Source organism: Actinoallomurus acaciae, from assembly GCF_042429965.1.
In the GTDB taxonomy this organism is placed as follows: Bacteria; Actinomycetota; Actinomycetes; order Streptosporangiales; family Streptosporangiaceae; genus Actinoallomurus; species Actinoallomurus acaciae.
Genome location: NZ_JBHLZP010000029.1, coordinates 1 through 15,377, shown reverse-complemented (window position 1 = coordinate 15,377; position 15,377 = coordinate 1). Strand labels below are relative to the sequence as shown.

The 15,377-nt window shown below is 69.0% G+C and carries 21 protein-coding genes and 1 tRNA gene; 8 read left to right on the top strand and 14 right to left on the bottom strand.

Features of this window, described 5'->3' with window-relative positions:
• The first annotated feature begins 48 nt into the window (after nucleotides 1–48).
• Nucleotides 49–429 carry a hypothetical protein gene (locus ACFFNX_RS06390; RefSeq protein ID WP_378196661.1) on the top strand — a complete coding sequence of 127 codons (381 nt, stop codon included), beginning with the start codon at nucleotides 49–51 and terminating at the stop codon, nucleotides 427–429.
• Between the two features lie 103 nt (nucleotides 430–532).
• Here the strand turns inward: ACFFNX_RS06390 and ACFFNX_RS06385 are convergent, their stop codons facing one another.
• Together ACFFNX_RS06385 and ACFFNX_RS06380 are read right to left on the bottom strand one after the other, a co-directional pair.
• Complete coding sequence (locus ACFFNX_RS06385) at nucleotides 533–1,156, bottom strand: 2'-5' RNA ligase family protein (protein WP_378196658.1); 624 nt, start codon at nucleotides 1,154–1,156, stop codon at nucleotides 533–535.
• A complete protein-coding gene (locus ACFFNX_RS06380) occupies nucleotides 1,153–2,367 on the bottom strand; it encodes a helix-turn-helix domain-containing protein (RefSeq protein WP_378196655.1) in 1,215 nt (404 codons plus the stop codon). The genes ACFFNX_RS06385 and ACFFNX_RS06380 overlap by 4 nt, the downstream gene beginning before the upstream one ends.
• A gap of 488 nt (nucleotides 2,368–2,855) precedes the next feature.
• On the opposite strand from ACFFNX_RS06380, the gene ACFFNX_RS06375 reads away from it, so the two are divergent.
• On the top strand, nucleotides 2,856–3,002 hold the full coding sequence (locus tag ACFFNX_RS06375; RefSeq protein ID WP_378196652.1) for a hypothetical protein: 147 nt from the start codon (nucleotides 2,856–2,858) through the stop codon (nucleotides 3,000–3,002).
• Between the two features lie 62 nt (nucleotides 3,003–3,064).
• On the opposite strand, the gene ACFFNX_RS06370 is transcribed toward ACFFNX_RS06375, so the two are convergent.
• On the bottom strand, nucleotides 3,065–3,439 hold the full coding sequence (locus ACFFNX_RS06370) for a hypothetical protein (protein WP_378196649.1): 375 nt from the start codon (nucleotides 3,437–3,439) through the stop codon (nucleotides 3,065–3,067).
• 62 nt (nucleotides 3,440–3,501) lie between these two features.
• Here ACFFNX_RS06370 and ACFFNX_RS06365 point away from each other — a divergent pair, with 62 nt between their 5' ends.
• Entirely contained in the window at nucleotides 3,502–4,542 is a 1,041-nt protein-coding gene (locus ACFFNX_RS06365) for a hypothetical protein (RefSeq protein WP_378196646.1), read from the top strand.
• Here the strand turns inward: ACFFNX_RS06365 and ACFFNX_RS06360 are convergent.
• Complete coding sequence (locus ACFFNX_RS06360; protein ID WP_378196643.1) at nucleotides 4,535–5,071, bottom strand: GNAT family N-acetyltransferase; 537 nt, start codon at nucleotides 5,069–5,071, stop codon at nucleotides 4,535–4,537. The genes ACFFNX_RS06365 and ACFFNX_RS06360 overlap by 8 nt on opposite strands.
• 510 nt (nucleotides 5,072–5,581) lie before the next feature.
• Here ACFFNX_RS06360 and ACFFNX_RS06355 point away from each other — a divergent pair.
• Nucleotides 5,582–6,145 (top strand): dihydrofolate reductase family protein, encoded by a 564-nt coding sequence (locus tag ACFFNX_RS06355; protein ID WP_378196639.1) that lies wholly within the window; start codon nucleotides 5,582–5,584, stop codon nucleotides 6,143–6,145.
• A gap of 299 nt (nucleotides 6,146–6,444) precedes the next feature.
• On the opposite strand, the gene ACFFNX_RS06350 is transcribed toward ACFFNX_RS06355, so the two are convergent.
• Nucleotides 6,445–6,558, bottom strand: a complete 114-nt coding sequence (locus ACFFNX_RS06350) for a 7-cyano-7-deazaguanine synthase (RefSeq protein WP_378196636.1) — start codon at nucleotides 6,556–6,558, stop codon at nucleotides 6,445–6,447.
• A 98-nt stretch (nucleotides 6,559–6,656) separates the two neighbouring features.
• Between ACFFNX_RS06350 and ACFFNX_RS06345 the strand changes: the two genes are divergently transcribed.
• Nucleotides 6,657–7,202 carry a GIY-YIG nuclease family protein gene (locus tag ACFFNX_RS06345; protein WP_378196633.1) on the top strand — a complete coding sequence of 182 codons (546 nt, stop codon included), beginning with the start codon at nucleotides 6,657–6,659 and terminating at the stop codon, nucleotides 7,200–7,202.
• A 993-nt stretch (nucleotides 7,203–8,195) separates the two neighbouring features.
• Here ACFFNX_RS06345 and ACFFNX_RS06340 read toward each other — a convergent pair.
• Complete coding sequence (locus ACFFNX_RS06340) at nucleotides 8,196–8,345, bottom strand: hypothetical protein (protein ID WP_378196630.1); 150 nt, start codon at nucleotides 8,343–8,345, stop codon at nucleotides 8,196–8,198.
• 119 nt (nucleotides 8,346–8,464) lie between these two features.
• A complete protein-coding gene (locus tag ACFFNX_RS06335) occupies nucleotides 8,465–8,605 on the bottom strand; it encodes a hypothetical protein (protein ID WP_378196627.1) in 141 nt (46 codons plus the stop codon).
• Nucleotides 8,606–9,054: 449 nt separating this feature from the next.
• Between ACFFNX_RS06335 and ACFFNX_RS06330 the strand changes: the two genes are divergently transcribed.
• Nucleotides 9,055–9,243 (top strand): hypothetical protein, encoded by a 189-nt coding sequence (locus ACFFNX_RS06330; protein WP_378196624.1) that lies wholly within the window; start codon nucleotides 9,055–9,057, stop codon nucleotides 9,241–9,243.
• A gap of 6 nt (nucleotides 9,244–9,249) precedes the next feature.
• Here ACFFNX_RS06330 and ACFFNX_RS06325 read toward each other — a convergent pair.
• From ACFFNX_RS06325 to galU, 7 genes are all read right to left on the bottom strand, one after another.
• Nucleotides 9,250–9,323, bottom strand: a tRNA-Ala gene (locus tag ACFFNX_RS06325).
• Between the two features lie 146 nt (nucleotides 9,324–9,469).
• Nucleotides 9,470–10,072, bottom strand: a complete 603-nt coding sequence (gene sepX, locus ACFFNX_RS06320) for a divisome protein SepX/GlpR (RefSeq protein ID WP_378196621.1) — start codon at nucleotides 10,070–10,072, stop codon at nucleotides 9,470–9,472.
• A gap of 169 nt (nucleotides 10,073–10,241) precedes the next feature.
• Nucleotides 10,242–10,856: a GNAT family N-acetyltransferase gene (locus ACFFNX_RS06315; protein WP_378196619.1), complete on the bottom strand. Its 615-nt coding sequence runs from the start codon at nucleotides 10,854–10,856 to the stop codon at nucleotides 10,242–10,244.
• A 60-nt stretch (nucleotides 10,857–10,916) separates the two neighbouring features.
• Nucleotides 10,917–11,399 carry a MogA/MoaB family molybdenum cofactor biosynthesis protein gene (locus ACFFNX_RS06310; RefSeq protein ID WP_378196615.1) on the bottom strand — a complete coding sequence of 161 codons (483 nt, stop codon included), beginning with the start codon at nucleotides 11,397–11,399 and terminating at the stop codon, nucleotides 10,917–10,919.
• Complete coding sequence (moaC, locus tag ACFFNX_RS06305; RefSeq protein WP_378196612.1) at nucleotides 11,396–11,881, bottom strand: cyclic pyranopterin monophosphate synthase MoaC; 486 nt, start codon at nucleotides 11,879–11,881, stop codon at nucleotides 11,396–11,398. Before moaC ends, ACFFNX_RS06310 begins: the two co-directional genes overlap by 4 nt.
• Nucleotides 11,878–13,086, bottom strand: coding sequence for a molybdotransferase-like divisome protein Glp (gene glp / locus ACFFNX_RS06300; RefSeq protein WP_378196609.1), 1,209 nt, complete (start codon nucleotides 13,084–13,086; stop codon nucleotides 11,878–11,880). Before glp ends, moaC begins: the two co-directional genes overlap by 4 nt.
• On the bottom strand, nucleotides 13,083–13,991 hold the full coding sequence (gene galU / locus ACFFNX_RS06295) for a UTP--glucose-1-phosphate uridylyltransferase GalU (protein WP_378196606.1): 909 nt from the start codon (nucleotides 13,989–13,991) through the stop codon (nucleotides 13,083–13,085). The genes glp and galU overlap by 4 nt, the downstream gene beginning before the upstream one ends.
• A 131-nt stretch (nucleotides 13,992–14,122) precedes the next feature.
• On the opposite strand from galU, the gene ACFFNX_RS06290 reads away from it, so the two are divergent.
• Both ACFFNX_RS06290 and ACFFNX_RS06285 read left to right on the top strand, forming a co-directional pair.
• Nucleotides 14,123–14,710, top strand: coding sequence for a 5-formyltetrahydrofolate cyclo-ligase (locus ACFFNX_RS06290; RefSeq protein ID WP_378196603.1), 588 nt, complete (start codon nucleotides 14,123–14,125; stop codon nucleotides 14,708–14,710).
• 95 nt (nucleotides 14,711–14,805) lie between these two features.
• On the top strand, nucleotides 14,806–15,377 hold a 572-nt coding region (locus tag ACFFNX_RS06285; RefSeq protein WP_378196600.1), incomplete at its 3' end, for an NAD(P)-dependent oxidoreductase.

The window sequence follows — 15,377 nt, the reverse complement described above, 5'->3', positions numbered from 1 at the left end:
ATGCCCGCCACCGTTGTCGTCCTGCTGACACTCGGCATCGTTCTGGTCGTGATGGTCACCGGCGGGCTCGCATACGTCGTTACCCGGCCGAAGCCTGTCACCATCTCCGGCGCCTTCACCATCATCGATGGCGTGTCCGGCGGCAAGGAATGCCAGGGCGACGATGGTTACGACGACATTCATGCTGGGACCGATGTCGTCGTACACGACGCCTCAGGGAAGACCATCGCGACCGGCCGGCTTGAAGACGGCGTCGGCGAGCAGATGGTCGCCGACGTCGCGCTGCGGTGTCGGTTCGACTTCACCGTGCACGACGTGCCGCCGCAGAAGTTCCACGGCATCGAGGTGAGCCACCGGGGCATCGTGACGTTCACCTCAGCACAGGTCGCGAAGGAGCCGATCGAACTGACGCTCGGCGACCACGGCTGAGCCTCGATGGCGCGGCCTGGGCGCGTATACGCCGATCACGCACAGAGACGCCCCGCCGGTCCCCTGGACCGTGCGGGGCATCAGCGTGTTGGTGCACGCGAGATCAACGTATCCCGAGCGGGACGACTGCAAGCCGATCCCAGCGATAGAGCCGGCCGACACGCTCTTGACTGGCCAGACTCACCTGTCTGATCACTGCATCGATCGCCGGCGGCGCCTCCCTCATCGCCTCTATGGCCGGCGCGGCCGGGCCCTCCTGGTTGCTGTAGGCGAGGGTCATGTGAGGCGTCCAGTTCCGCCCGGCGAGCTGGTGCGCGCGTACGGTACTCGCGACTGCACTTCGGAGCCCATCGCGCATCGGATCCAGAGCCCGGCCGGGCCGGATGCCGAGCATCACCGCCTCGCTGTGAAACAGCGCCCGGCCGAGCGAGACGCGGACTGGTCGCAGCTCCTCCAGTCGCTTGGTCGCCGCCTCGCACATGGCGTTGACCTGCGTCTCGTCGATCTCGTCGGCGAAACCGATGATCTGCGTCGTCATGTGCAGCCACTGCTCGGGGACTAGGTCGAGGCCCGATATGCCGGTCAGCATGGCCTGGCAGCGCTGGGCCAGCGCAACGACCTCTGGCTGATCGTCGAAGAGGATGTGCCAGACGTACAGCCTGCGGCCGGGCCGGACACCAGGCCGCCACCACCAGTGGTCCGTCATCCGCTCGGGCAGCGGGCTCATCCATCCTCCTGTGGGGTGAGCGCCCGCCGATGCAGCGCGCCGGCGCGGAAGTCCTTGATCTGCTCACGCAGATTGTTCGCCGCCCCGCTACCGGCGTACCGGCGCTGAGCGAGTTGCCGCTCTACCACGCCAAGCCGTCCCGCGATCGTGACAACGCGTAGTTCGGGTGGCAGCTCCAGCACGGGCGCGACTTCCTCCGCAGCGCCATCGACCTCGCCTGCCATGGCGTGCGCGATACCCGCTCCGACGCGAACCTGTGACCAGGTCCCGTACACCCAGAGATCTCCCTCGCTCCACGCGTCGTCCGCGGCCTGGACCTCACGGAGCACCCAGGCGGGATCGTACGCGCCTATGGCGACCTGAAGAGCGTAGGTGGCCTGCCTGGGTCGCGGGCAGGCCCAAGCAGAACCAAGGTCGGCTCCGGGGGGCAGCTCATCGCGGGCTTGACGCGCGCGGAACAAGGCCTCCTCGGCGCCCGCCAGGTCACCGAGGGACTGCAACGCATTCGCTTCCTGGCTGGCCAGAAGAATCCGCGCCTCAATGGGAGGGCTGCACTCATATCCCTGACGGGCGAATGCAGCAGCCTCGCCATAGCGCTGCTCCCACTTGGCGGTCTTGGACTGAGCGCTCCGCGCGAGGGCTCGGTGAAGGTCGCTGTCGGCTTCTTCGGCACACAGCCATGCTGTGTGCCCGTACGCTCGCGCCGGTCCATACCGCCCGATGTCGCCGGCCAGGAGGCATTGCACCGCAAACAGCTCCGACGCGGTACAGAACAGGGCGCTGGTCTGAGTTAGTCGCTGCCGCCCATCCTGCAGAAGGCCCGTAACCTCTCCGAGTAACGCGGACGTATCAGCGAGTACCTCCATCGGTGCCCGGCTCGCATAGTCGACCGCGATGCGTCGCGTCTCCTGCTCAAAGAATGCGATCGTCGACGGCCCCGTGTTCGTGCTCTCGATCCAATGGGCGAACTGTGTCGGGGTGGGCATCCGCACTGTCGGCACCGTGCCGCGATCTGGCCGGACGAACGCGGCGAGCGCACCGCCAGCGCCGAGGGCATTGTCGACCCGTCTGGCCATCTCCTCCGAGGGTCGTTGCAGATCACGAGAGATTTTCGACAGATATCCGACGTTGGCGGGAAGCGCCCCCGCGAGCTTCCTCAGGCTGATCTCGCGCTCGGCCATGAGCGCCCGCATGTACTCACCGAACGTCATCGCGTGCACCATTCGCGTCGTCGGCAGAGGTGTTGCCTGGGCGTTGCCTTCATTCCTAGCAACTAGTCAACACCTTCACGGTAGCCCTACCGGGGCCGTTCTATGAGGGGATCCGACCGGCAAGGAGGTGGGAGCACATGGTGCACGCGCCCTCGGATCCCGTCGCGGACGTTCGCCGCCAGGTGACCGCCCGCCTGCACGAACTGGAAACGGCCCTCACGGCGCACGGCTTCACGGACGTCGCGGTCGATGTGACCTTTTGGAGTCTCGAGGTTCGAACGCCCGCATGTACACGTCGCGTGCAGTTCGCCCCCCGACCCGTCCGGCGAACTGGTTTTGAGCTGGCACCTCGTCTTGCCGACGCCGACCGAACTCCTCGGCGGTGAGGGAGACATTCCCGAGGTCCAGATCAGGTGCCGGGCGTTAAAGCCACCGCGCGGGAACGGCCGCAGTACTTCATCCATCACGGCGGAAGGGAGGTGCGAGACATGGACACGCTGACCATCGACCCGATCGAGGACCTGTTCACCAGCCCGCCGGCGCTGGAGGTACCGCCGTTGGAGATCCGCAACACCTACAAGAAGGAGAGCGGCAGCAGCGACGGCCAGAACACCCAGGACGAGATCAAGACCTGACGATCCGGCGGTCGGCGGCCTCTGGTCGTCGGCCGCCCAAATGAGGAGCCGACGTGCTGAAGTTAAAGATCGCGCTCGACGACTCCAGCGGTCCGTGGCGATGGAGCGGGTGCCGCTGGACCCGAGCCGACTCCTGGATCGAACCCTACGACCATCCCGCGCTTGAGTACCGCGCTGACGGCGGCCGCTTCATCGTCCGAGAACGGGTCCCCGGCCGCGACGGTGCTGGCCTCGCCGACCGGCTGGCCGACTTCGTCGACGTCCATATCGACGCCGGTCGGATTCAGATCGCCGCCGGGCGCTACGGCATCGCACCGCTGTACCTCACCGAGCAGGCGGGCGTCCTTCATGGCTCGTGGGACCTGTTCGACCTGCGACCCCACATCGATCCATGCGCCCTGGTCGACCGTGAGGTGGCCCGGATGCTCACGTTCCATCCCCGGTACGGCCACGACACGGTTTTCGCCGGCGTGACCGGCTCAGCGAGCGGTCGACCGCAGTGCATGACCGTAACGGCCTGGCGCTGCGGTACCCCGATCCCGCGCCGCATTCCAGGCCGCGGACCTTACGGCCCGACGCGGGCGACGCGGTCATCGACGCGTTCGAGCAGCTGCTCGTCGACACGATCGGCGGGCATGTCTACGATCCGGCCACAGCCTGCGCGGAGCTGTCCGGCGGCATGGACTCCGCGAACGTCGCCGCCACTCTGGGCGTACTACACCCGCACCAGGTTGAGACGGCGGCCATGATTGTGCTCAGCGATGCCGGGTGCCAGCAGGCCCGGCGTCGCGACGGTTTCATCGGCCGGCTCGCGCTCGGCGCCGACACCACGGTCCCGCTCGGCCGGCACCTCCCGTTCTGCCCGAGCGGGCCGCGTGGCCCGTATGACGATGTCTACTCCGAGGCTCAGGCGGCGATGCTGGCGCAGTTGGCCGTCCACGGCATCCGGACGGTGTTCACCGGGATCGGCGGGGACGAGATGCTCGCCCGGACAGCCGATGAGTGGGAACTCCTGCCTGCCGGTACCGCCATGGAGCCGACGCCGTGGATCGGCGACCGTACCCTGGCAGGGCTGAAGGAGACGGACAAGGGCATCGCCCCCGCCACGGTCGTCAACGAAATGACCCTCAGTGCCCAAGCGTGCGCCGCGCCGGCGTTTCTTCGAGCCGGCATGTGGCCGACCCACCCGCTTTCCGACCCGAGACTCATCCGATTCGGCGAATGGCTCCCATGGGAGTGGCGGTCGCACAAACGGCTCTTCCGCGCACGGCTGGAGCGCCGCGGCTGCCACGGCGAGCTGATCCACCCGCCGCTGTCGGAGAACTTCGCGCCGACGATGCGCGCCGGCCTGCGCCGGCATGGTGTCGCGCATGTCGACATGATGCTCCGGGGCGGCTCCCCGCTGATCGACGGCGGCTATCTCCGGCCGGACGGCCTGGCGGCGGCCCGCGACCGGCTTGCGGCCGGAGAGTACGTCGAGCGGGATGCCGAACTGTGCGCCGCGCTGGCCCTGGACCAGACGCTGCGGGCCTTCAGCTGACCGTCGCGCTTTCCGTCACAGGGAGGTCGGGCTGGAGTTCGGCTCGCCGACTCAGCCCGACCACCGTGACCCCACTACGCTCTACCTCTCGCACGACCCGCCAGCCCTGGACCTGCGTGTAGTAGCGAACCAGGCCCGGCTCAATCGTTCCCCGCCGCACCCATTCCCGGCCTGTGCGGGCGGCATGGTCGAGTACCCATCGCAGCATCAGATGCCCCATGCCCTGACCCGCGAATGCCGGGTCCGTGACAGTAGACGCCACGAAGTAGGCCGGCTGGGCGCACTCCTCCGGCGTCCAGAACCAGGCGGGGGACGACTCGAACAAGCAGGTCGTCCCGACGATGCGGCCGTCACGGACCAGGGCCCACATCGGGACGTCCGGATCGGTGGCCTGCCTGCCATGGTCGGGAGCGAACCGCCGCCACCCGTCGCCCTCCAGGCCACGGGCCTCAAGCCAGTCAGCGCGCGCCCGGGTCATCGTGGCGACTGCCTGTTCATCACCAGCTGTCGTCCGCCGCATCACCAACATGCGGCGACACTACGCTCACGATCTTCACAGTGCGCCGCGATCTTCTGGACGCGTATGGCTTTCTCGTGGGCATTCTGCCGACAAGGAGGTAAGGCGATCACTCCCGGCGTGGCTCCGGCGTACGAGCATGGCATCGCGCTCCGCGCCGGTAGGCGGCTCCCAGGTACGCGCGGCGATGATGCACAGCGCGCCGACGGCCATCCGGTCAGGGTTCACACCTGTCATGCGTCGGGGAGCCGGCAGGTTTGATCTTGATATGACCGGGCTCGGTACGTGTACGTTCTGCCTCCGGCCAGTGAGAATTTCACTGGCCGGGGTATCTGCAACAGCGCAGTCTGCAGCCGTGGCGGCGGGCTCGCCTCGTCCGCGCCGGTACGTATGCGGTTCCCTTTCGTACGCAGCATCTGCTTGGCGTGGTGGTGAACCGGCCCTCGGTGTGACCTGACCGATGATTCTTCCGCGCCGTGCCGGTCTTATCCGCCGAGTACCGGCTCACGGGAGGCTGACACCATGCGAAAACTGACTTATGGCATGAACCTGAGCCTGGACGGCTACATCGCCGCGCCCGGCGACGACATCGGCTGGAGCGTGCCGAGCGACGAGCTGTTCCAGTGGTGGTCCGACCGGGTGGGGGCGACGGGCCTGGCGCTGTATGGGCGCAAACTGTGGGAGACGATGAGCTCCCACTGGCCGACCGCCGACCAGCAGCCCGGCGCCACACCGGCGGAGATCGAGTTCGCCCGCCGCTGGCGGGATATGCCGAAGGCGGTGTTCTCCTCCACGACCAGCACGGTCGACTGGAACACCCGCCTGGTCACCGGCGACGCGGTCACCGAGATCACCCGGCTCAAGGCCGAGAGTGGCGGCCCCATGGACATCGGCGGCGCCACACTCGCCGCAGCGGCCATGCGGGCCGGGCTGATCGACGAGTACGTGCTGGCCACCGCACCGATCTTGGTGGGCAGCGGAACACCGTTCTTTACGGCCCTGGACAACTGGGTGAACCTGACCCTTGTGGAGACCCGGACGTTTCCCGGCGGCGTGGTCCTGACCAGGTACGAGACCAGGCGCTGAGTAGCCGACCTCGGATCGGCCCGGGCTCCGGGCCGCCCGAGGATCTCCTGGCGCTGTGTTCCGAAGCGATCGTGATCCACCTGCCGGATCACAGGCCGTACATGTAAGGGATCCCCTAACGGACGACCGGACCGTGTGGCTACCGGCTCTCCCGGCTGGTGATGAGGTACGCCTGCCGCGGCGTCCAGTCGTTGAGGGCTTGGCGCAGTCGCAACGTGTTGTAGGTGTGGCGGAGCCGTTGATCTCGACGGCCAGGGTGTTACCGTCGCCGATCGCCGCCCGACACAGGTGCTCGTACTTCAGCGTGCAAGCGCGTACGCCTCGTACCCTTCGTCAAGCGCGATCGCGAGGACAGTCGCCGAGTCGAGTCCACCACTCAGCAAGACCACAGCCTTGCGCCTGATCGCACTCATCCGTTCCCCCTGCTCACATCTTGGAACTACCTACCGGACGAATGTACGTTCAGCCTCTGACAGTCCCAGCGATCTCCACTCAGCCAGGAGTACGCCCCATGCTCTCCGCACTCCTCACTGATCCCGATCGGCTATGGACCGCCGCCGAAGTCCTCGCGCGACCCAGCGCCGTCCCGCCCGCACCCGGCGTTTACGGCTGGCATTTCGACGTCGCACCTCACCCAGACCTGCCGGCCAAGACCCTGCTGTACGTCGGCATCGCACCCCGGAAAATGACCACCCGTACAAGCACCCAGCACCTGCGCAAACGCGTCCGCTACCACTATCGAGGCAACGCCGAAGGCTCCACCCTCCGCCTCACCCTGGGCTGCCTACTCGGCCTAGAGCTCCGACGCGTCGGCAGCGGCAGACGCATGACGTTCGGCAAGGACGGCGAGACCCAACTGACCGCCTGGATGGCCGAACACGCCCGCGTCTGCTGGATCCAGCACCCGGAACCATGGACCTGGGAGACCGACCTCATCACCCAGCTCGACCTGCCGCTCAACCTCGATCAAAACAAGCACAATCCCTTCCATCCACAACTCACAGGCCTCCGCGCTCAAGCCCGAAACCTCGCCCGAGCACTTCCCATCATCAGCTAACACCTCCATTACGCAGAACCCGGCGGGAGGCCCCGTCCGAGCTCGGCGAGCGTACGGGAGTGTCCTCGGTTTTGCTGGTCAACAACGCTGGCCCCGATTATGAAGATTGACCCACCCTCCGTACGAGCTGGCACCATGGCCAACTGGCCATCCTCCAAAGGTTGAGATGGACCCCATAAGCGCGGGGCGTTTTGCGGTGAAGATCCCGGACGGTCGCCGCTTCTGACGCCAGACGCGACTCGCGCGGCTGTTGCCCGGGCTCGTCCAAGGCCGAACTTGCTCGATCGCGGAGCGACGCCGGAGACGCCCCTTGGCGTGTTACTTCGAAGCCACACTCTCAGCTTGGGAATTAAATGGAAATCGGCCCCCAGCGGCCCTGACCTGCCGATGCGGCTGCCCGCGAGTGACCTCTGCATCCCGCGACTGGGTCGTTGGCTCAACCAGCCGTGGGCCGGCCGACGGTGCTTTAATTCACGCTGGTCGATCTGGGTGTTCAGGTGCGATACAGGATCTCGTGGGACGCTGGTATCGCGAGTTCTGTGAGGTCGACGCCGAAGTCCCAGCAGTCGATCGTGAATGAGTAGGGCTTCCGCGGCCGACGGTGCTTGGTCACCGCGTGCTCGCGGGTCCAGCGGAGGCGGCCGTCTTCGGTGAGCCAGACGTCGAAGGTGAGCGTGTCGATCTCGTGTCGGCGCAGATGTCGATAGACACCTGACAGCAGCGGGTTCTTCCAGCCGGTCCAGCATCGTCAGGCGGTCGAGCGGCGCCGGCGGGAGACCGGCTGCCGGATGGCTGCGGCGGTTCCGCGGCTGACCTCGTCCGCGTTCCAAGCGCGCAGGGCGATCTCGACGGCGTCACGCGTGCTCACAAGTGACCGTCCAGCGCAGGGTGACCGATTGGTTGGGGCGCAGGTAGTCACGGGTGAGCGTGAGGACGTCGTCTCCTTCGTCGTCCCAGATCAGTTCCTCGGTGGCGGAGTTCTCCGTACCGTCCTCATGTTCCTCGACGGCCGAACAAGCTGATCAAGCCCCCCGCCTCACCGTGCCGCAGGTTGATCGTGAAGGGACGCATGTAGCGCGCGATCGCCTGCCACCAGTACAGGGCGCCTTCGAACCAGCCACCCTCACACGTCTCACCGACCACCGCCGACTCCTCTGGCTGGATCGCTGGGGACAGTTGGCAGGCGAACTTCGCCAGGTTCGGTGCCTCGTGGACCCGCTGGATGGCAACACGGCGCGTACTCTCGGCCAGTGGGCGGATGGTCAGCTTGCCGCTCGTGTACTGGAACCGCAGACCCGCGACAGTCGCGTCAGCGGCCGGTCGGTCATGTTCAGCACTTCGTAGCGATAGGTCAGACGCGCGGCGCCGTCGGCGCTGATCTCGATGTCGATGCGCAGGTCCAAGTCGATGATGTGACCCGCCAAGTGAGCGAACTGACCTCACGGCCGCTGAGACGCTGAACCTTCTTCAGCTTCAACAACCGCTGCCCCAAACGCTGCGTGCCCTCGCTGACCTCAGTGGTCATACGTGCGGGCAGACCCGCGTATGGGCGGCTCCCTTCTGGTGGTGATCAGGACCCATCCTCGTACTGGGGACTGCAACACGGAGAGGTCCTCGGCCTGCGATGGGAGGACATCGACCTGAACAAATCGGAACTGAAGGATCAAGAGACAGCACACGAGGCGGCCGGAGACGGCTGGGCCGACCTCGGCCTGGTGTTCACGACGCACACCGGCCGACCGATCGAACCGCGGAACTTCAACCGGAGCTTCGCCAGCGCCACACCAGGACGGGCGTCCGCAAGATCCCGGTCCACGCGACCCGCAAGACATGCGCCTCGATCCTCGTCGCCATGGACGTCCATCGCAGGGTCGCGATGCAGATCCTCCGGCACAGCCAGATCTCGGTGACCATGAACGTCTACAGCGAGGTCTCCTCCGAAGCCACCCGCCGGCGCTCAAGCGCCTCGGGAAGCGTCTGGACTCGTAGCTGTACTAACAAGATCAAAAAGGCCGGTTCCATGATCGGAACCGGCCTTTGACATGGGTGGAGCTGAGGGGATTTGAACCCCTGACCCCCTCGATGCGAACGAGGTGCGCTACCGGACTGCGCTACAGCCCCAACGACGCAGTAAGGCTAGCAAACATTGGGCACTCCTCGCGCACCCGAGGGGCTCGGGGGCGGCGAAAAGCGTCGCGGGCCGCCGGGCCGGTGCGGACGGCACCGGACGCGGTGGCCCGGCTCACGCGACGGAGCGGCCTAGGGGGTCAGTCGCCGACCGCGCGGCGGTCGGTGTACTGGTCGTAGACCTCCTCGTGTGCCCAGGCCGGGAGTTCGATGACCTCCGCCGTTCGGGCGGCCTCGGTCTCCTTAGCCTTCTGCTCCTCGCGGGCGCGTCTGGTCGCCTCCGCGCGGGCCGTCTTGGCGCGGCGGCGCATCTCGGCGCGGCGGGCCTGGTCCACGCGGACCGCGACGCGCAGCAGCGAAAGATGTCCGGCCAGCAGCACGGCCGGCGGGACGGTGAACCACCACGGCGCGGCGTGCGACGCGGCGACCACGATCGCGGTCAGGGTCAGCAGGCTCAGGCCCAGCGTGCGGCGACGGCGGCGGGCGATGACGGCGCCCCGGGTGACCCGGCGCCGCCGGGCCGCAGGCGCAACAGGGGCGGCAGGAGCGGCAGAGGAGGGCGGCGCGTCCGTCTCCGGAACACCGTCCTCCACCTCCTCGTACACGAAGTCGTCAGAGGTGAGCGGCTCGTTGCGACGGTGCAGGAGGCGGCCGATGCCGTCTCCGTCGCGGCGGAGCCACATCGGCACGAGAACGACGCCCCAGACGGCTACGATCGCCAAATAGAGGACTGCACTGCTCATCAGCCCTCCCCATTGCCGCGTCCAGGCCCGCGCCGACCTTGGATACGCGCGCGCTCACGTCCCGCACGCTAGGACCCACACTCAGTGGTTGACGAGTATTCGGGGCGGTGTGTCGCGAGATCGGGCCGTACATAAACGCCGGGATACCAATCTTTTGCGATCTGCCGGTTCAGCGGGGGAAAGCCTGCCGCGTGCTCGCCCGCCAGCGGGACATCAGTCCACCGGGCACATCCTCGGAGGTCAGGGCGTAACAGATGTGGTCGCGCCAGGCTCCGTCGATGTGCAGATGCCGCTGGCGGACGCCTTCCTCGCGGAATCCGAGCTTTTCCACGACGCGGCGGCTCGCGGCGTTCTCCGGTCGGATATTGGCCTCGACGCGGTGGAGGCCGACGTTGAAGAAGCAGTGGTCGACGGCGAGGGCGACCGCGGTCGGCATCACCCCCCGGCCGGCGACGGTCTTGTCGACCCAGTAGCCGATCTGCGCCGACCGCGCGGAGCCCCACACGATCGCGCCGATGGTGAGCTGACCTGCGAAGTCACCGCCGTAGGTGACCACCCAGGGCAGGGCGAGCCCCTGGCGCGCCTCGCGGCGCATCGTCTGCGCCATGCTGAGGTAGGGGCCGATTCCGCTGCGGAACAGGGGCGTCTCCGGGTTGGTGGGTTCCCAGGGACGCAGCCATTCGGCGTTGCGGATCCGCACCTCACGCCAGATGGAGGCGTCGCGAAGACGCAACGGCCGGAGCCCTACCGGGCCCTCGGCCAAGGTGGCGGGCCAACCCCGCATACGATCCACCCCTCCATGATTCCCCCGAGACCCGCCGCGCGCCACCATCGGCGGGGAGGCTCAGGGGGTACGGGGGTGATCGCCGCCGCCGATCTGGTCGACCGCGTGCCGCAGAACCCCGGCGAGCACGGCCATGCCGTCCTTCACTCCCCCGGCCGATCCGGGCAGGTTGACGATCAGCGTACGGCCGGCCACGCCGGCGAGGCCGCGGGACAGGACCGCCGTCGGTATCTTCGCGAAACCGGTCAGGCGGATCGCCTCCGCGATGCCGGGGACCTCGCGTTCGATCACCCGGCGGGTCATCTCCGGCGTCAGGTCCAGGGGGGTGAGCCCGGTGCCGCCGCTCGTGATCACCGCGTCGTACTCCGCGGCGACCGCCTCCCGCAGCGTCCTCTCGACGGGTTCGCCGTCGGGGATGACGGCCGGATCGCCGACCTCGAAGCCGAGCTCGCGCAGCCCGGCGACGATCAGCGGCCCGGAGGTGTCCTCATAGACGCCCGCCGACGCCCGGTTCGACACGGTGACCGCCAGGGCCCGCATCATCGCTCCTCTCCGCCGGGCCGCCGCCAGTGGCCGGTCTTGCCGCCCGTCTTCTCCTCGACCCGTACGTCAGTGACCACCGCGGCGGGATCGACGGCCTTGACCATGTCGATCAGGGCCAGAGCCGCGACGGAGACGCAGGTGAGCGCCTCCATCTCCACACCGGTACGGTCCGCGGTGCGCACCCGGGCCTCGATGGAGACGCCCGCGTCGCGTACGGCCAGGTCCACGGTCACGCCGTGGATGGCGATCGGATGGCAGAGGGGTACGAGGTCGGGGGTGCGCTTGGCCGCCTGGATGCCCGCGATGCGGGCCACGGCCAGCGCGTCGCCCTTGGGGACGTTTCCGGCGCGCAGGGCCGCGACGCAGTCGGCCGACAGGCGCACGAAGCCGCTCGCGGTGGCGGTGCGGACCGAGACCTCCTTGGCGGAGACGTCGACCATGCGGGCCGCGCCGGACTCGTCGAGGTGGGAGAACTCCGTCATGGCAGCCTCAGGACCTCGACCTGGTCGCCCTCGGACAGCTCCGTGACGTCCTCCCCCACCACGATCAGGCAGTTGGACGCCGAGAGCGCGAAGATCTGGTGGGACCCCTGGCCCTCCGCGGGGGTCACCTCGTAGGCGCCGTCACGGTGGCGCAGGTCGCCGCGCAGGAAGTGCCGCAGCCCCGAGGGCGACGTGATCGGTGAGGCGAGGCGCGCCGCGACGGTCGGCAGCGGCTCCGGCGGCAGGCCCTGGAGGGCGCGCAGCGCGGGCCGTACGAAGATCTGGAAGGACACGAAGGCGCTGACCGGGTTGCCGGGCAGGGTGAACACCGGCGCGCGGTCATCGAGCAGGCCGAAGCCCTGCGGCTTGCCCGGCCGCATCGCGACCTGCTCGAACCTCATCGTGCCCAGGCCCGACAGGACCTCCTTGACCACGTCGCGGGCGCCCATGCTGACCCCGCCGGAGGTGATGACCAGGTCGGCGAAGCCGAGCTGTTCCTCGATGGCGGCGAGCACCCCGCGGGGGTCGTCGCCGATCATCCCCTGCCGGAAGCCGACGGCTCCGGCCTCGGTGGCGGCGGCGGTCAGCGCGAAGCCGTTCGCGTCCCAGATCTGGCCCGGGCCGACCGTGCCACCGGGCTCGACGAGTTCGCTGCCGGTGGAGAGCACGACGACGCGCGGGCGCGGCCGTACGGAGACGCGGCCCCGGCCGACCGCGGCGAGCATGCCGATCTGGGCGGCGCCCAGGCGCGTACCCGCCTCCAGAACGGTCTGGCCCGCGGTGACGTCCTCGCCGCTGCGCCGGATGTAGCGTCCGGGCTCGGCGGCCTGCCGGATCGCGACCTTGGCCGTGCCGCCGTCGGTCTGCTCGACGGGAACGATCGCGTCGGCGCCGGCCGGCACCGGGGCACCCGTCATGATCCGCGCGCACAGGCCGGACCGGATGGCGTGGGCGTCCTGGTCGCCGGCGGCGATGTCACCGACGACCGACAGGGTCACCGGCGACGTCTCCGACGCCCCGGCGACGTCGGAGGAGAAGACGGCGTAGCCGTCCATGGCGGAGTTATCGAACGGCGGCAGGTCGACGGGCGCGGTGACCGGCTCGGCCAGCACGCCGTGCACCGCCTCCAGGAGGCCGACCTCCAGCGGCGGCAGCGGGCGCGTCGCCGCCAGGATATCGGCGATGTGCTCGTCGACGGTCTTCATGACTCGTCTTGCTTGGCCACGAACTCCCGCAGCCACGGCAGGAACTCGGCGGCCAGATCGGGCCGGTCGGCGGCGAACTGCACGACCGTGCGCAGGTAGTCGAGCTTGTTGCCGGTGTCGTAGCGGCGGCCGCGGAAGAGCACGCCGTGCACCGGACCGCCCTGGGAGCGGTCGCGCTGCGCGAGGGTCATCAGGGCGTCGGTGAGCTGGATCTCGCCGCCGCGGCCGGGCGGGGTCTTCGCCAGCACGTCGAAGACGGCCGGGTCGCAGACGTAGCGGCCGATGATGATCCACCGGCTGGGGGCCTCGCCGGGCACCGGCTTCTCGACGAGGTTGGTCACCCTGACGACGTCGTCCTCGTCGGTGGGCTCGATGGCGGCGCAGCCGTACAGCGACACCTGCTCGGGCTCGACCTCCATCAGCGCGACGACGCTGCCGCCGAACTGGGCGCGCACCTCGAGCATCCGCTTGAGCAGCGGGTCGCGCGCGTCGATGAGGTCGTCGCCGAGCAGCACCGCGAACGGCTCGTCGCCGACGTGCTGACGGGCGCAGTGGACGGCGTGCCCGAGACCCTTGGGCTCGCCCTGGCGTACGTAGTGGACGTTGGCGAGCTCGCTGGACTCGCGTACGGCCGCGAGGCGCTCGGGGTCGTCCTTCGCGCGGAGCGCCTCCTCCAGCTCGTACGCCCGGTCGAAGTGGTCCTCGATCGGGCGCTTGCCGCGTCCGGTGATGAGGAGGACGTCGTTCAGGCCGGCACCGACGGCCTCCTCGACGACGTACTGGATCGCCGGCTTGTCGACGATCGGCAACATCTCTTTGGGGGTCGCCTTCGTGGCGGGCAGGAAGCGTGTTCCAAGGCCGGCCGCGGGGACGACCGCCTTGGTTACGGGTTCGTGGTCGACCATGAGAAGACCCTAGTGCCGTGTCAGTCAACGTTTGCCTTGTGGGGGGACGTGAGTCGGCCGATCCTCCGGCCGGCCGGCCCGCTCCGCGCGGGGCCGCGAGTTCCGGTCGCGGAGGGCGGGAGAATGGAGCCGTGCGTGACATCGCCGAGGACAAGACGACCCTGCGGGCCGGGCTGCTGGCCGCGCGTGCCGGGCTGAGCGAGGAGGCGCGCGCCACGGCCGGCCGGGCCCTGCGCGACGCCCTCCTCACGCTCCCGGAGGCCGAGATGGCCGGCACCGTCGCGGCGTACGTCTCGATCGGGGACGAGCCGGGCACCCACGGCCTGCTGTTCGCGCTGTGGAAACGCGGGACGTACGTGCTGGTGCCCAAGCTGCTGCCCGGCGGCGACCTCGACTGGGCCTCCTACGAGGGACCCGACTCCCTGCGGCCCGGCCCGTACGGGCTGCTCGAGCCGGTCGAGCCGCCGCGGGGCGTCACGGCCGTCCGCGGGGCGGATCTGATCATCGTGCCGGCGCTGGCGGTTTCGTCCTCGACCGGCACCCGCCTCGGGCGCGGCGGCGGCTCGTACGACCGGGTGCTGGCGCGGGTCGACCCCGGCATCCTGACGGTCGCGGCGGTGTACGACTCCGAGCTCGTCGCGTCGGTGCCCGCCGAGCCGCACGATCGGGCGGTCCGCGCCGTCGTGACGCCGTCGCGCGGTATCACGCGTTTCACTTGATCACAAAAGAGGCGCTGATCACACCCGCTCGGCGTAGCGGAGTTTCCTCCGGTACAGAAGAATCGGGCTGAACACCCCCCATCCGCAGGGAGATGATGAGTGCGCCGGACGACCGGAGCGATCGCGTGAACAACACGCCGTGGCGGTTGCTCGCCCTGATGCCGCTCGGCGAGGAGGTGAACCGCGGCCTCTTCGAGCCACTGGGCGCCGAGGTGAGCGTTCCCGCCACCCGCGACCGGGACGGACTGCACGCGGCGCTCTCCGAGGCGGAGCTGGTCGTCGGCGACTTCACCGGCGAACTGGCGATGGACGCGAAGGCGGTGGCCTCGGCGCCGCGCCTGGCGTTCGTGCAGATGCCGTCGGTCGGCGTCGACTCGTGCGATCTCGACGCGCTGACCGCCGCGGACGTGCCGGTGGCCAACACGGCTGGGGCGAACACCCGGTCGGTGGCGGAGTGGGCCCTCGCGGCCGCTCTCGACCTGTCCCGCCGCCTCACCTGGTCGGACCGGCGGATGCGCTCCGGCGGCTGGCCGCAGCTCGAGGCCGCCACGCACGGCGCGGACGAACTGGGCGGCCGACGCGTCGGCATCCTGGGGATGGGCGCGATCGGCACCGAGGCCGCGCGGCTGTTCGCCGCGATCGGCTGCCCGGTGGCGTACTGGTCGCG

Coding starts and splice junctions, on each gene's coding strand:
- galU (WP_378196606.1), bottom strand. CDS start 13,991: ATGGTCGACCACGAACCCGTAACCAAGGCGGTCGTCCCCGCGGCCGGC.
- glp (WP_378196609.1), bottom strand. CDS start 13,086: ATGAAGACCGTCGACGAGCACATCGCCGATATCCTGGCGGCGACGCGC.
- moaC (WP_378196612.1), bottom strand. CDS start 11,881: ATGACGGAGTTCTCCCACCTCGACGAGTCCGGCGCGGCCCGCATGGTC.
- ACFFNX_RS06370 (WP_378196649.1), bottom strand. CDS start 3,439: ATGGAACGTGAGCATCCGGGCCACCTCACGGTCGACCAGGGCGCATGG.
- ACFFNX_RS06345 (WP_378196633.1), top strand. CDS start 6,657: ATGCTCTCCGCACTCCTCACTGATCCCGATCGGCTATGGACCGCCGCC.
- ACFFNX_RS06315 (WP_378196619.1), bottom strand. CDS start 10,856: ATGCGGGGTTGGCCCGCCACCTTGGCCGAGGGCCCGGTAGGGCTCCGG.
- ACFFNX_RS06330 (WP_378196624.1), top strand. CDS start 9,055: ATGGACGTCCATCGCAGGGTCGCGATGCAGATCCTCCGGCACAGCCAG.
- ACFFNX_RS06385 (WP_378196658.1), bottom strand. CDS start 1,156: ATGAGCCCGCTGCCCGAGCGGATGACGGACCACTGGTGGTGGCGGCCT.
- ACFFNX_RS06350 (WP_378196636.1), bottom strand. CDS start 6,558: ATGAGTGCGATCAGGCGCAAGGCTGTGGTCTTGCTGAGTGGTGGACTC.
- ACFFNX_RS06355 (WP_378196639.1), top strand. CDS start 5,582: ATGCGAAAACTGACTTATGGCATGAACCTGAGCCTGGACGGCTACATC.
- ACFFNX_RS06380 (WP_378196655.1), bottom strand. CDS start 2,367: ATGACGTTCGGTGAGTACATGCGGGCGCTCATGGCCGAGCGCGAGATC.
- ACFFNX_RS06310 (WP_378196615.1), bottom strand. CDS start 11,399: ATGATGCGGGCCCTGGCGGTCACCGTGTCGAACCGGGCGTCGGCGGGC.
- ACFFNX_RS06375 (WP_378196652.1), top strand. CDS start 2,856: ATGGACACGCTGACCATCGACCCGATCGAGGACCTGTTCACCAGCCCG.
- sepX (WP_378196621.1), bottom strand. CDS start 10,072: ATGAGCAGTGCAGTCCTCTATTTGGCGATCGTAGCCGTCTGGGGCGTC.
- ACFFNX_RS06360 (WP_378196643.1), bottom strand. CDS start 5,071: ATGTTGGTGATGCGGCGGACGACAGCTGGTGATGAACAGGCAGTCGCC.